Source organism: Alsobacter ponti, from assembly GCF_024294805.1.
In the GTDB taxonomy this organism is placed as follows: domain Bacteria; phylum Pseudomonadota; class Alphaproteobacteria; order Rhizobiales; family Beijerinckiaceae; genus Alsobacter; species Alsobacter ponti.
Genome location: NZ_JANCLU010000011.1, coordinates 146,110 through 160,893, shown reverse-complemented (window position 1 = coordinate 160,893; position 14,784 = coordinate 146,110). Strand labels below are relative to the sequence as shown.

Genomic DNA, 14,784 nt, shown 5'->3' with positions numbered 1-14,784 from the left:
CAACCAGACCCCACGCCGGAATCGGAGGCCTCAGCCCATGGCAGAGGCTGAACAACCTCTTTGGAAACGACACCTAGGCATCAAACCAGTGTCGAGGCGCGCCCGAGCCGACTCGAACTGCGGGTTTGGGACGCTGCCCCAGGGCGATCGTCACAAGACGAAATCGGCCGCCGTCAGGGCCGCGTGCGTGTCGACCTGCAGCACGAAGTCGGCCTTTCCATCGCCGTCGATGTCGCCCTGGACGAGATAGCCATCGCCCGACACCATGGCGGCGAGCTCGCCGGCCACCCCGCTGAGCGTGGCCACGAACGTGAACGCGCTGCCCGGCGAGCCGGCGATCGCATCGAGGCCGCTCAGATCGATGCGGTCACCCTCGGCCTGGCTGAAGTCCAGCACGTCGTCATGGCTGGTCGGCGTGGAATCGCCGAGACTGGTGAACACGAAGCGATCCGCGCCGCCGCCGCCGGTGAGTTCGTCGTGCCCGGCGCCGCCAGAGATCCAATCGTCGCCGGCGCCTCCCTTGACGAAGTCGTTGCCGTCACCTCCCTCGAGCCGATCCGCGCCGGCGCCGCCCTGGATGTGGTCGTCGCCGTCCATCCCCGAGACGCTATCGCCGTTGTCGGTCAGCAGCGGCTGGCCAGCCGGCGCCTGGAGCGCGCTGATCCAGTCGTCGTTCGCGGTGCCGGTCACCGTCACGCCGGCGGCGACCTGGCCGGCCAGTGCGACGAGGCCGTCGGCGAACGACAGGTTCTCGATGCCGCTGAGAACGTCCGAGCCGTCGGTTGCGCCCGCGCGCAAGTCGGTGACCCGATAGAGCGCCTCGCCAATGACGGTGACGCTGTAGTTGGAGGCGATACCCTCGTAGACGGCGGTGTCCGTGCCGAGACCCCCGGTGATCTGGTCGTCGCCTCCGCCGCCCGTGAGCACGTCATCGCCCTGGCCGCCGTCGAGACTGTCCGCGCCCGCGCCGCCGGTCACCGTGTCGTTCCCCGCTCCCCCCTTGAACGCCAGGGCTTCGACCCCGGCGACCACCGTACCGTCGGCCAGCGTGAAGGTTTGGGCGGTCACGGCGATCCGGGCCGCCGCGGTCGCGCCGGTCTCGTCGAGGCGCAGCATGTCGAAGCCGTCGCCGCCGTCGATCCAGTCCAGCGCTCCGTTTGCGTGCTGGATGATGTCGTCGCCTGCATCGCCGCGCAGCGTATTGCCGCCCTGGCCGCCATCGACAAAGTCGTTGCCGTCGCCCCCCGAGAGGTCGTCGTCGCCGGCGCCGCCGAGCACGACGTCGTTGCCGCCGCCGGCCATGACGACGTCGTCGCCGCCGCGGGCGTCGAACGATTCGCTGGCCGCCGTGCCGACGACGTCATCCGCGCCATCGGTGCAGGGCACGTCCAGGACGACACCCGACACCGACGTCGTCGTCGTCTTCAGGCCGGAAACGAACAGGCCGCTGTCATAGACGTGGTCCCCCGTGTCGGCGATGCCGATCTCGATCGTGTTCATCCCGTAATGGACGGGAGCGTAGATCGTCAGCGGCCGGCTGACGCCGTCATACTCGATGGGAAGCGTGCTGGGCTGACCCGGGATGGCCTCGCCGCCAAAGCTCGGCGTCGTCAGGTTGCCGGTGTTGTCGAGGAAATATTGCGCCGACAGGTTGGAGCCGATGACGCTCAGCGGCGCCGTCGGATCGCCGCCGAAATAGGCGACGTTGACGCCGTTCACGAGAACCACGGCGATATCCACGAAGGCGTCGACCCACTCGGGATATTCGTCGGAGCCAAACACCACGTTGAGGCTCAGCCCGGTGACGGACGGGTCGGTGACGTTGAACGAGAAGGTCAGCGTCGTGGCGTCGAACGAGGTCGTCTGGAACACCGTGTTGACGACGGCGTCGAGGGCAGGGTCGCCGACCATGCCGTTGTCGACGCCGAAATAGCCCTGGCTGTTGGACGTGCCCGGCGTCGTGCCCGAGGTGATGAGCAGTCCCGGGCCAATTCCCAATTGGGTCAGCGAGCCGTCATAGGTCATCACCGAAGAGGCGCCGGCGACCATCTGGAACGAGGCCGGATCGGCGACGACGCCCGGCTGGCTGCCGAGCACCGCAGCAATGACGGCGGCGGCCGCCGCCGCCGAGTTGGCGGGGTCGACGACCGTGAACACGCCACCCGTCGCCGGCGTCAGGTTGATGCTGAGCGGCAACGTCGTCGCGGTCGCGCCGTCGGAGGCCGTGACCTCCACGGCGTAGCTGGTCGGATCGACGGCGAGGTCCGGCGCCGTCTTGAAGACCAGCATGTTGCCGTCGATGCTGAACAGCCCGGCGTCGGGGCCGCCCAGCGTGTAGCTGATCGGCGCTCCTTCCGGATCGTAGGCGTCGAGGTGGGCGGCGAACAGCCCCTTCTCCGGCACCACGCTGAGGCCGCTCCCGAGGAAGACAGGGGCGTCGTCGGCGCCGGTGACGGTCACGGTGAACGCCTGCGTGGCGACGCCGCCCTGGCCATCGTCGACTTTGATCAGGAAATTGTCGGTCGCCACGACGCCGGCGGCGAGCGCGTCCACTGCTCCCGGCGTGGGCGTGTAGAGCCAGGCGCCGGAGGGATCGACCGCCAGGCTGCCGAACGCGCCAACTCCGCTCTGACCCGCCGCCAGGGCGAAGCTGAGAACCTGTCCGTCGGCGTCGACCGCGGCGAAGCTGCCGACGACCTGGGCGAACCAGTCGTTGGCGGCCGTGTCCGTGAGTTGCAGGTCGACGGGCGCGGAGGACAGGAGGGGCGTGTCGTTGGCGCCGGTGGCGCGGAAGGTGAACGTCTGAGTGGCCGTGCCCCCGTGGCCATCGGACGCCTCGACGACAAAATTGTCGGTGGCGGTGGCGCCGGCGGCAAGGGCGTCGACCGCGCCGGCCTTCCAAACGAAGCTCCAGCGTCCGGTGGCATCGACGGTGAACGTGCCGAGCTGGCCCAGACCGGACTGTCCGGCCGCCAGCGCCAGGCTCACGGCGTCCTGCTCCGGATCGGAGGTCGCGCAGACGCCGGTCAGATCCGCCGGGACATCGGCCCCCGCGGTGTCGAACACTGCCGCATCAACGACGGCGGAGGTGAAGGCGGGGGCATCGTTGCTGCCGGTCACCGTGAAGACGACGTCGGCCGAGGTCGTCAAGGGACCGCCTGTCTCGCTCACGTTGACGGTGAAGGCTTCGGTCACGCTCTGGCCGGCCGCGAGACGGTCGGTCGCGGCGGCCCTATCGTCGAGGTGGTAGGTGAGCGTGTCGTTGGCGACGTCTAACGTCGCGACGCCGTAAAGGCCCGCCTTGCTCCACGAGCCATCGGCGTTTTGCGTCCAGCCCTGCGTGTCGTAAATCGCGGCCGTGTCCGCATCCGCCTTGATCAGGTGTGCGATGGACTGCGTCACGCCGGCGACGGTCCCGCCGTCCGCGGCGACGCCGGCTTCGACCAGCACCGCGTCCGGGACGCTGGCGACGAGGGTGGGCGCGTGATCGGCTGGGGGGGTCGCCGTGAGCGTGAGCGGAGCGACCGCGCTTGCCTGGTCCCCGTCGATGTCGGTGACGGCGCCCGAGAGGGTGAGCGCCCAGTGGCCTGCCGCGGGAGCGATGACCGTCAGTTGGCCCAGCGCCCAACCGGCGATGTCGACGGCTGGATGCGTCCCGTCCACGGTCACGGAATGCGTGCCGTCGCTCAGCGTGGCCCCTTGCGGCAGCCCGGCCAGGACGAGCGACGAAACGGAAGCCTGCTGGGCGCCGAGCCCCGAAAGGGCGCTCGAGATGTCGAGCGTGATGGCGACGCCGGCCTCTCCGGCGGCGTCCACCGTGCTGAGAACAGGAGCCAGCGGCCTGACGTCCACCGCCTCGGTCGCCGTCGTGCTGGTGGTGTCGCCCTGGGCGTCGGCCTCGATGGCCGTCACACGGAGCGTGAAGTCCGCCGGACCTGGCGGAGTGATGGTCAGGGTCGACAGCGACCACCCGGCTACGTTCGCCGCCGTGAGCCCGACGGCGGCGGTGAAGCTGTGGCCCGCGCCATCGGCCAGCACCGCTCCCACGGGGATCGAGTCGATCACCAGGGCCTTGAGGGTGTGGGCGGTGTCGGCGGCCAGCTTGTTGAGCGTCACGGACAGCGCGCCGAGGGCGATGGGCGAGCCTTCGACGCCGGCGCTCGGCGCGGCGTCCCAGTTCACCGAGGCCGCGAGCGGGGCGACGATGACGGCCTTGGTGGCCGTGCTGCTCGCAGTATTGCCCTCGGCGTCGCGCTCGGTGGCGGTCACGGTGAGGCTGAAGTTCACGTCGCTCTGGGTCTTCGCCGTGAGCCCCGAAAGCGACCAGGCGGTCACGTCAATCGACTTGACCTTGTTGGTGGCGGTGAAGCTGTGCCCCGCGCCGTCGCTCAGCGTCACGCCCAGGGGAATCCCGCTGATCACGACCGACTTGATCGTGTTGGCGTCGCCTGGCAGCGCCCTGGCGAACACGGACAGATCGCCGATCGCGATCGGCTGGCCTTCCAGCCCTTGCGACGTAGGCCCCCATTGCAGCTCGGGTGCAAAGGGGTTGACGACGATGCTGTCGGTGGCCGACACGCCGCTTCCCGTGCTCGCGACGAGCTTGAAATTCGTGTCGGACACGATGGCGAGCGAGAGCGTCGACAGCGACCACGCGGTGATGTCGACTGAGGTCTGGCCGAGTGTCGCCGTGAACGTGTGGCCGAGGCCGTCGGACAGCGTCGCCCCGACCGGGATTCCGCTCAACTGGAGCTTGGTCCAGACCCCCGTGATCGGCGCGAGGAGCAGGGTGTTGCCCTCGACGGTGGTCTGCGTGGACGACCAGGTGATCTTGTCGGACGACGTCGGTTTGCCCAAGGCGCGCTCCTTGCGGGTCATGGCTGCGCCGACCGGCGCCTGGCCTCGTGCAAGGCATAGCTTTCGGGCCTGAACTGGACCTGTCGCCAGGCTGAACGCAAGCTGAACCGTGGCTTGCACCGCTCCCCCGACACACCACATAGTTGAAAGGGATCCAGTCGGGGCGAGGCTTTAGGTCCCGCGCAGCGATAAGGTGCCGCTATTCGCGTTCTGCTGCTCGAAGACGATCTCGAACTGGCCAACCGGCTGCGAGAGGCGCTGTCGTCGGCAGGCTTTGTCGTGGATCATGAGACCGACGGCGACGCAGGGTGGTATCTGGGTGATACCGTCGATTTTGATGCCGTCGTGCTGGATCTAGGCCTTCCGCGCCTCCCGGGACTCGAGGTCCTGAAGCGCTGGCGCTCGGCTGGCCGGGCGGTGCCGGTGCTGGTTCTCTCCGCGAGAGGCACCTGGAGCGAACGGGTCGCCGGACTCAATGCCGGGGCCGATGACTACATGTCCAAGCCGTTTCAGACCGAGGAAGTAGTGGCGCGTCTGCGCGCTCTGGTGCGGCGGGCCTCGGGGCACTCGGCCGCCGTGCTTCGCCATGGCGATCTCGTACTCGACGCCAGCGCGGGCTCGGTGACGGTACGCGGACAACCCATTGAATTGACCGCGCAGGAATTGAAGGTGCTGAGCTACCTCATGCACCGCCCCGGACGCGTCGTTTCGCAGGCTGATCTGATCGAGCATGTCTACGCCGCGGAAGAACCCCGCGACTCGAACACGATCGAGGTCTTCGTCGCCCGGCTGCGCCGCAAGCTCGGCAAGGATGCGATCCGTACGCTGCGCGGCATGGGTTACCGGATGGGATGACGCCCGTGCGACAGCGCGCCAGTTTTCGCACCCGCCTGGCGCTCGCCGGCGCGGTCTGGATCGCTATCGGCCTGATCGCCAGCTGGCTCGTGCTGTCGCGTCTGTTCGAAGGGCATGCCGTGGCCGAGTTCGTGGACGAACTCGATCATCACGCCACTGAACTTGCCAACCTGGTCGTCCTGGATGCGGACGGCGCGCTGCGCCTGAGCGTGCCGCTGAGCGACCATCGCTTTCAGCAGCCATCTTCAGGCTATTACTGGCAGGTTGAGCGCCCTGGCGGGGGCTCGCTTCGCTCCCCGTCTATGGGAAACAGCGCTCTTGCTCTCAACCTGCCGCTCGATGGGACGGCCCAGGAGCGCACGGTCACCCTCGAGGGTCCCACTGGCCCAGTGATGGTCCTGGAACGCACTGTCGTCGGCGGTCCGAGCGGCGTCCCGCTACGCCTGGCGGTCGGCAGCGACGTGACCCTGCGCGACGCTTTTCTGGCGACGTTCAAGCACACCCTCGCAGTCTCCCTGGCCTTCATCGGCCTCGGCCTCGTGGCGACCGCCGCGGTCATGATCTGGTACGGCCTGCTGCCGCTGGGACGAATGCGACGCGAACTGGCGGCGGTCCGACGGGGAGACGCGGCGCGCCTTTCCGAGGACCTTCCCGAAGAGGTGGCTCCGCTCGCGGCGAGCGTCAACGCCTTGCTGCAGTCGAACGAGGAGATGATCCGGCGCGCCCGGCTCGAGGCCGGCAATCTCGCCCATGCGCTCAAGACGCCTCTCGCGATTCTCCAGTTCGAGGGCGAGCGCCTGTCCGCCGCCGGGCAGGACGGACGAACCGTGGTCGAACAGTGTGACCGCATTCGACGCCAGATCGACTACCAGCTGGCCCACGCCCGTGCGGTCGCCTCCCGCAGCAGCGGAGTGGCGGCGACCCGCCTCGCTCCCGCCCTCGATGCGCTGATCTCGGGCATCGAGCGCCTGTATCGGGGTCGTGGAATCGCCTTCGAGCTGGCCGACCTCCCCGACGACGTCGTGGTCGCCTGCGCGACCGAGGACCTCGACGAGGTGATGGGCAATCTCGTGGACAATGCCGCCAAGTGGGCTAGGTCGCGCGTCTGCATCACCGTATCCGCCTTGCGTGACAAAACGATCCGACTGTGCGTCGAGGATGATGGCCCGGGGATGCCGCCCGAGGCTCGCGAGCGGGCGTTCGAGGCGGGGACCCGGATCGACGAAAGCACGCCTGGAACCGGGCTGGGCCTCGCCATCGTACGCGATGTCGTGAGCCTTTACGGCGGCAAGGTCTGGATCAGCACGTCAGCATGGGGTGGCGTCGCTGCGAACGTGGAACTGCCGGTCCAGCCGTTTGCGAGCTGACGAGCCGCGGTCGAGACGTCACGCCGGGTGACTCGGGCCGGGGCGTCCGCGCCTACCGCGCGCCAGGACAGAGAGGTTCTCGCGGTCGGCAACGTCAAACAATTTGAGCTGGCGCAAGGGATGCTTGCCAAGGAGGTGTATTCTGGTGCGGTCCACAACCGGGAGTTGGCGCCATGCAAATCCGTCGTCGAAATGCCTGGACCCTCGCCGCCATTACTGCCGCCGGAATCGCGGTGTCGAGTGCGGCCTATGCGCAAGGCCCCGGCGCCGGGCGCGGCGGCGACGGCCCGGGCTGGTGGATGGGACACGGCACGATGATGGGCCCCGCGATGATGGGGCGAGGTGATTGGGACCGCAGCTGCGGCCCGGCGGCCGCGGGCTTCGGTCAATGGCGCCTCGATCGCCTCGACAAGGAGATCAAGCTCTCAGATGCCCAGCGCGCCAAGTTCGAGGATCTGAAGACCGCTTCCATCAAGGCCGCGGAACAGATGCGCGCGGCCTGCGCGCAAGACGTTCCAGCAACGATGCCGGCGCGCATGGCCGCGATGGCGACGCGCATGGAGGCCATGCTGCAGGCGATCAAGACGGTGCAGCCGGCTTTGGATGGCTTCTACGGTACGCTGACCGACGATCAGAAGGCGCGGCTCGAGGGGCGGCGCGGTTCAGGGCGCTTTTTGCGCTGGATGCACAACTGGTGAGCCGACCGTTCCCGCTGCTCGCGGGCGCCGCTTCGCCTTGAGCCGGCGCGCGACTCAGCGTGCATGTCTCTCCCAACGTCAATTCTGATCGTCCGCAGGTGATGGTGGTCGCGGCCAGGGCGGGGCCATCATTAACCCGTCAGACGGCGTGAGCGAAATGAATTAGATCTCCCGGCTGATGATTATGGACGCAAGATCTCCGACACTGGCCCCCGACGGTAGCGACCATGCCTCTCTCAATTCGGCAGAAAGAGGGACATTTGACTCGGCAAGCTGGTTGCAGACTTCGTATATGCTGAACCAACCCAGACCGACCCGGATCATCGACGGTACATTCTTTTGGGAAACCACTGTTAAGAAGCTGCTAGTAAGAACATCGTCCGTTCCATCTGTCGTCATCTCTTCGATCTCCTAGGGCCATCTCGCTTCGAGCTCGCCCCGAGCAGCAATCGTGTCCGCCGCTATCGCGCCGACACCGTCAGCATCGGGTAAATCGGGTGGCCCGCAAAGGCTGGGATCGAAGCGGGAAGCTGCATGCTCAACCAGGGCGGATCGATCGCGGCCGATCTCGGCCCCGCGCAGCTTGGATGTTGTCGCAACGCTCGAAAGTGGCCATCGGCTCCAGGCTAGCCATCGGGTTGATCCTGACCCGCAGGCATCAGCAAAACGGCCGATTTCTCCAGGGTCGCAATGTCTTCGGGTTGGCTCAGCTTCGCCTTTGACCGTGTCAAGGCAAGTTCGGCGTGTCTCCTCGCCATGGGACGATAAATCTCTCGCCGCGCAAGAATCGTCAGCGCCTTCTGCAATTTGATCGAAACTTCCAGGCTTGCGGCGCCATCCCGGGAAATCGGCGTGAATGCATCGTCGAACAGGTCGTTCAGCGACAGAGCGGGAAGCTGGACACACTGCGGCAACTGGCCCTCTTCTCGCTGCGAGTTCGCCGCCTCGGAGTGTCCCAACACCCGCACGATCCGGGCAATCACTTCGATGGCCGTTCCCGGATCGTTGATGCCAGGCGAAAGTGCTCTGGATGCGATCTCCGCCAGCAGGATCACGCCATATCGCGGATCTTGTGTGATCGAGCGGTTTGGGCCGATGACGAAGCAGGCCTTCAGTTCGGCAACCTCATGCGCGTCTGGCGACCACGAAATTGCGGCGATCACGTCGCGCACATCGACAAACGCCCCGGAGCGGCGGAGTACGGTAACGGATCCGGATGCGTTCCTGGCTATCTCAGACAGCCGGCTGACGTCAGTAAACTGAATATATCCGATGTCCCCGGCATTGATCGAATATCCCTTCGCGAGGGAGAAGTGCGGATCGGACAGCGGCGATGTGAATTCCGCGGTTAGGGCTTCCACCGCGATTTTCTCGACCCTGTCGAGAATCTCGTCCACTCGGCCGAGACGCGACAGATAATCAAGCCAACGCAGAAGCAGCGCCACAACAGTGAGCACAACGATGATCGTCATAGCGAAGAGAACAATGCGGCCTGAGGCTCCGTAGATTCCGGTTCTCAGCGCGATGATCCCCACCAGACTGTAAAGGAATGCGCCGATGAAAGAGGCTATAGCGTTCTGTGATTTCTTGTCCTCGACCAGGAGTTGCGCTGCCCGGGGCGTGGTCGAATTGATGCTGGCCATAAACGCCGACACCATGGTCGACAGCGAAAATGTCGCCACGGCCAGCATGCTCGATGCAAGGATCGTGAGGACATCGTCTACGGCATCGGCCCCGATTTTTGCCGAAAACGAATCCGGAATGAGCGGCGTAATCCAGGCGGCAACGAGTGCTGTCGCGATCCCGCCGACAGCATAAAGAGCGGCCCAGAACCAGAGCCGCCCACTCAATTGTGCTACGATCCAATGCCAGCGATTGTTCATGATTTTCATGAAGCTGATCCAAGCGGTGAAGTGGATCCCGCAAGACTGGAGACGGCGACCATCTCGAAGCGGAACGGACGAAGTTCAGGCTTGGGCAACGCGACCATTGACTGTTTGCACCAGGTCAGATTGTCCGACGCTCCGGCGAGTGGAGACCACCGGATCGACCGCTCAGCTTCTTAGTCGGCGAAAAAAGTCATTGAGTCTGGGCCATACGAACCCAGACCTCCTTTGCGCTCCGCTTAGGTGGGGCGTCTTGAGATTGTTGGAATCGGCAAGTTTCAACCATGGCTCCGCGGCTTCAGCGGCTTTCTCATCTGCCGTTCGCTCCGCTTCACCAGGCAGGGGCACCAGAACGGCTCCGCCTCTCGTCTTGCGAATCTGGAGCACCCGAGTGTGAAAGCGCTCCAACCCAGGACGGTGCGCAATCGACAGCACTGTGGTTCCATTCAGTTCACGATTGAACAGAGCCAACAGGTCCTGCTGGCTCTCTTCGTCAAGCGCCGACGTCGCCTCGTCCATGAAGACCCAACTAGGCCGGTGGATGAGAACGCGAGCGAAAGCGATTCTCTGCTGTTGCCCCAGGGACAGTGTTCTGTCCCATCGCTCTTCCCGGTCCAGAGCATCGCGATATTTGCCGAGCCCGCATCGATCCAGCGCGGCTTCGACCGACTTTGGATCCAGCAAATCGGGGGCGATCGGGTAGCAGACAGCCGCTCGAAGGGTGCCGAGCGGCAGGTAGGGCCTCTGGGACAGAAACATCATCGCGGTTCTTGGCGGAGTGACGATGGTTCCGGTGCCCCATGGCCACAGACCTGCTATGGCGCGAAACAAGGTGCTCTTGCCCGATCCGGAAGCTCCCTTGATCAACACGCGTTCGCCGGCGCCGACTTCCGCCGTCGCATCGTCGATAATGATGCTTCCATCGCTCAGCGCGATTGAAAGACCCTCGAATGCAAGGCGCGCATTCGCGTGCTCCCGCACCTCGATGCGCGCGGCACTCGCCATCGTGCGGCTCAACTCCGTGCCCGACTGCGCGAACGTCGCCACTCTGCCGACGGCCGACCGCCAATCAGCGAATTTCGGGAAGTGGTCGACGAAAAACCGGAGCGCCTGCTGGACCTGGTTGAAGGCGCCGACCACCATCATCATTTCGCCAAAGGACAGCCTGTCGCCGAAGTAGCCTGGAGCGGCGGCCAGGATCGGAACGATGATGGCCAACCAGCCGTAGCCTGATGTGATCCACGTGAGGCGCGCCAGCGCTCCGGAAAGGCGTCGACTCGCTGTCAGCACAGCTCCCAGGAAAGCATTGAGGCTTCGGTGCTCATCTCGCTCGCCAGCATAGAGCGAGACGCTTTCGGCGCTCTCTTGGACTCGCACGATAGCAAATCGCAGCTCGGCCTCACGGCGATACCGCTCGGTGTTCAGCCGGATGAGGGGGCGTCCAATAAGCCACGTCAGCCCGGAGCCTGCTGCCGCATAACCGACAGCTACCCAGACCATATAGCCATGCAGCACGACTTCCCGGCCCTCATATTCAAAGGACGCGTAGGACGACAGTGTCCAGAGCACTCCGATGAAGCTCACCAGCAGCAAGAGTGACTGAAGCGCCCCCACTCCGAGTTCCGCGGTAAGTTCTGAAAAGATCCGGCAGTCTTCCTGCATTCGCTGGTCGGGCTGGGCCCCCGCCTGACCAACAAAGGACAATTGATAGGCGCGCTTCGGCTCCAGCCACATGTCGAAAAGGACGCGTGCGATCCGCTCCCTCAGTCGGATTTTCAGCCGCTCCTGGAGCCAGGTCTGCGCGACCACTAGGCAGAGTAGAAATACGACGATGACGGCAAAGGTCTGAAGTTGGGTCAGGAATGCGTGGGTGTTTCTCTTGGCCACCGCATCGAAAAACGTCCCGTTCCATTCATTCAGCTGGATCTGCCCGAACATGTTTCCAATCAGGACGAGCACGATGGTCAGGGCGAGCCTGATCGTTGGCCATCCTTCGCTCGTCCCCAACATTTTTGAGAAGAGTATTCCGAGATCAGACCACAGGCTCGAATGCCGGTCGACGGCTCTCTCGATCCGAAGGGCCGACGCCTCCGCGGCATCTGACAGTTCGGCTGCGTCTTTCCCCCTGGCGATTCCCGGTTCCTGCTCCACGCCCGTCGAGGCGGGAAGAACATTTGTTGTCCCCGATTCTGGAATTTGCCCGCGCTTCATGAATGACTAAGGTTTAGGCCGTGGGCTTGGTTCCGTAAGGCATACGAAGTGATCCTGCCCGGGACTCTGCCCCAGAATTCAGCCTAACCTCGCTCGCTTCAGGTCGAGAGGGCGAACGCGCTTATCCTGCCACCGAGCTTTCGCATGTTCACGGCGGCAGCCTTTTCGATCAGAAATCCAGTTGGCCCTATCTGCGCCACCATGACATCAGGCGTCCGGGAGCATGGGACCCCTGGTTCGTTTCGTGAGATCGGGGCAGATGCCGTGGCGCGAGGCTGCGGCTCATCCCTGCCGAGCGGATATTAATGCAACCGGAACTCACCCACGCGGGGCGAGGGTCCTGTCGGCTCGGTTTAGCGCATTGCAGGCCCCCACACTTAGCCGGCCGGCCAAGGCGCTCGAGCCGGGTGAATCTCCAGCCGGAAAACGCCGCTTTATTACCAACATCGCAAATTTGTAATCTGGGGTTGGAGTCGCGGTGTTTGAGAGACAAAAGGAAAGCGGGCCGCTGTTTCGGTTCGTTGGGCGCACCCGGTTCCTAGCACAATAGGGAGTTCTCAAATTTTGAAGCGTCTCGTACTTCTTGGATCTATTGCAACCTTCTTAGGTGCAATTGCCTACGTGGTGTTTGTACCACTTGCGACGACGCTCATCGACCAGTGGTTTCGAAGAGATCTCGAGCTGCGCTCAGGACTCGTGGCCAAGGCGATCATGAGTGTGGTTGTGAATGGAATCGATCACGGATCGGCGGGCGGTCTGAGCGTCGAGCCGAGCGCCGTTTGAAGCGAGGCGCTCATTGTGGTGAGCAGGGACAACCACGCCACTTCGTTGTCGACGCCTGCCGTCACGCCAGTGTCGATATCGGTCGAGCTGTTCTGAACCGCTGTCGCTTCGTCAGTGGTCAAGTTGCCGTTGATCTTCAGCACAGGCATGACGACCTCCCTGAATGCGGGGCGCGCTAGCCCGCACGATGGGACCGCGTTTTCGGACCCGCCATCCTCAAATGAGGGGGGTCGCGGATTAAAATCTCGTAAGGACAGGGCGCGGACGCTTGCCGCCAGCAGGGGCTGAACCGCCGAAAATCGGCGCGATGTCAGGCTCTTCGCCCGCAATTTGACGAGCAAAGTCCGGGATCGACACGGGAATCGACTTCAAACGGAGGAACCGCCCGACGACGGCTAGGGCGCGGCCGTCCAGGTCTTGTAGTCGGCGTCCGACGTCTTCGGCAGGGCCTTCACGAAGGCGGCGAGGGACCAGATCTCGTCGTCGGCGACGCCGGCGGCGGCGAAGCTCGGCATGCCGGTCATGCGGATGCCGTTCTTGACGACCCAGAACACCTCGGCGGGAGACAGGTCGTCGGCGACCTCCTTGAGATCCGGCGGAGAGGGATTCAGGCCCTCCGAGAACTTCGCCCACTCGACGCCGGGGCCGCCGTGGCAGTTCACGCAGCCACGCGCGGCGAAGGCGCGCGCTCCAGCCTGTACTCGCGCGGGGGTTTGGAAATCGGCAGGGGGCCTGTCGACCGCCTCGCGGCGGATGGCGCTGGAGCGAACCTTGACGAGCGCCCATTTGACGAGCGCGGGATCTTCGCCCTGCGCGCCGACCGGCATGTATCCGCCGAAGGTGAACACGGCCACGCCCACGGCGGCCAGGATCGCCAGCAATCCGACAATCGCGAGGGCTCGCATGCCAGACCTCCTTGCGGGTCACGTGCGGAGAATAGCGGACGGGCCAGCTCGTGGCCAATCACGCCTTCGTCGTCGCCGCGACCGGGGCTGACCCGCTTGACGGGGCGAGGGCGCTGGCGTGATCTGCGGAGCAACCCAGGACGACCGGATCATGCCGATGAGCGCCGCACCGCAATCGCCAGCCCGCGCCCTCGGCTGGCGCTTCGGCCCACTGCCGACGGGCCCGCGCAACAGCCTCTGCGACGTGGCGGGTGTCCGCGTGGGGCATCGCACGCTCGTCGAGGGAGCGTTGCGCACCGGCGTCACGGCGATCCTGCCGCATGACGGCGACCTCTACCGCGAGAAGGCGCTCGCCGCGGTCCACGTCATCAACGGGTTCGGCAAGAGCGCCGGGCTGATGCAGGTCGCGGAGCTCGGCACGCTCGAGACGCCCATCCTGCTGACCAACACGTTCTCGGTCGGCGCGTGCGTCGACGCGCTCATCCGGGACGCCGTCCGCCGCAACCCCGAGATCGGCCGCCGCGACCCGACGGTCAACCCCGTGGTCTGCGAGTGCAACGACGGCTACCTCAGCGATCTCCAGGCCCAGGCCGTGACGGTCGACGACGCTCTGGCGGCCATCGCCGACGCCGGCGCGGACTTCGCGCGCGGGTCGGTCGGCGGCGGCACGGGCATGAGCGCTTTCGGGTTCAAGGGCGGGATCGGCACGGCCTCGCGCCGGCTCGACCTGCAACCCGGTCCCTTCATGCTCGGGGTCCTTGCGCAGGCGAATTTCGGGCGCGCCGGCGATCTCGTCCTGCCGGACGGACGGAGCGCGCCGCTGCCTTTGTCGCGTCCGGCCGCCGAGAACGGTTCCGTCATCGTGGTGGTCGCGACGGACCTGCCGCTCGACCACCGGCAGCTGACCCGCGCCATTCGCCGCGCCGGCGTCGGGCTCGCGCGGCTCGGCGCGTTCTGGGGGCACGGCAGCGGCGACATCGCCCTGGGCTTCTCGACGGCTTGGCGGCTCCGGCACGACGAGACCCGCGATGTCATCCCCGGCGCCATGCTGTGCGAACAGCGGATGGACCTCGTGTTCGAGGCCGTCGCCGACGCGACGCAGGAAGCGGTGCTGGACGCCATGCTGTCGAGCCCGGCGATGATCGGCCGCGACGGCCATTTTCGCCCGTCGCTGGCGGACGCGCTCCGGGACGCGTCGGCCCAAAACGGCTGAGAGAAAGCC

General features: G+C 65.6%; 9 protein-coding genes. 4 read left to right on the top strand and 5 right to left on the bottom strand.

Translation table 11 applies throughout. The features are described 5' to 3' along the window. Positions 1–150 precede the first annotated feature (150 nt). On the bottom strand, positions 151–4,857 hold the full coding sequence (locus NK718_RS13030) for a VCBS domain-containing protein (protein WP_254742917.1): 4,707 nt from the start codon (positions 4,855–4,857) through the stop codon (positions 151–153). A 201-nt stretch (positions 4,858–5,058) separates the two neighbouring features. On the opposite strand from NK718_RS13030, the gene NK718_RS13025 reads away from it, so the two are divergent. The 3 genes from NK718_RS13025 (at position 5,059) to NK718_RS13015 (ending at position 7,777) form a co-directional block, all read left to right on the top strand. After that, a complete protein-coding gene (locus tag NK718_RS13025) occupies positions 5,059–5,712 on the top strand; it encodes a response regulator transcription factor (RefSeq protein WP_254742935.1) in 654 nt (217 codons plus the stop codon). 5 nt (positions 5,713–5,717) lie between these two features. Further along, positions 5,718–7,079, top strand: coding sequence for an ATP-binding protein (locus tag NK718_RS22100; RefSeq protein WP_254742914.1), 1,362 nt, complete (start codon positions 5,718–5,720; stop codon positions 7,077–7,079). A gap of 173 nt (positions 7,080–7,252) precedes the next feature. After that, positions 7,253–7,777: a Spy/CpxP family protein refolding chaperone gene (locus NK718_RS13015; protein WP_254742911.1), complete on the top strand. Its 525-nt coding sequence runs from the start codon at positions 7,253–7,255 to the stop codon at positions 7,775–7,777. Positions 7,778–8,403: 626 nt separating this feature from the next. Here NK718_RS13015 and NK718_RS13010 read toward each other — a convergent pair. The 4 genes from NK718_RS13010 to NK718_RS12995 all read right to left on the bottom strand — a co-directional run bounded on the left by NK718_RS13010 (position 8,404) and on the right by NK718_RS12995 (position 13,562). Continuing rightward, the gene (locus NK718_RS13010; protein WP_254742909.1) at positions 8,404–9,669 is read right to left on the bottom strand and encodes a DUF2254 domain-containing protein; all 1,266 of its coding nucleotides are present in this window, start codon (positions 9,667–9,669) and stop codon (positions 8,404–8,406) included. Between the two features lie 162 nt (positions 9,670–9,831). Then, the gene (locus NK718_RS13005; protein ID WP_254742907.1) at positions 9,832–11,874 is read right to left on the bottom strand and encodes an ABC transporter ATP-binding protein/permease; all 2,043 of its coding nucleotides are present in this window, start codon (positions 11,872–11,874) and stop codon (positions 9,832–9,834) included. A 737-nt stretch (positions 11,875–12,611) separates the two neighbouring features. Further along, on the bottom strand, positions 12,612–12,806 hold the full coding sequence (locus NK718_RS13000) for a hypothetical protein (RefSeq protein ID WP_254742905.1): 195 nt from the start codon (positions 12,804–12,806) through the stop codon (positions 12,612–12,614). A gap of 246 nt (positions 12,807–13,052) precedes the next feature. Further along, on the bottom strand, positions 13,053–13,562 hold the full coding sequence (locus tag NK718_RS12995; RefSeq protein ID WP_254742902.1) for a c-type cytochrome: 510 nt from the start codon (positions 13,560–13,562) through the stop codon (positions 13,053–13,055). Positions 13,563–13,719: 157 nt separating this feature from the next. Between NK718_RS12995 and NK718_RS12990 the strand changes: the two genes are divergently transcribed. Beyond that, positions 13,720–14,775 (top strand): DmpA family aminopeptidase, encoded by a 1,056-nt coding sequence (locus tag NK718_RS12990; protein WP_254742899.1) that lies wholly within the window; start codon positions 13,720–13,722, stop codon positions 14,773–14,775. Positions 14,776–14,784 lie beyond the last annotated feature (9 nt).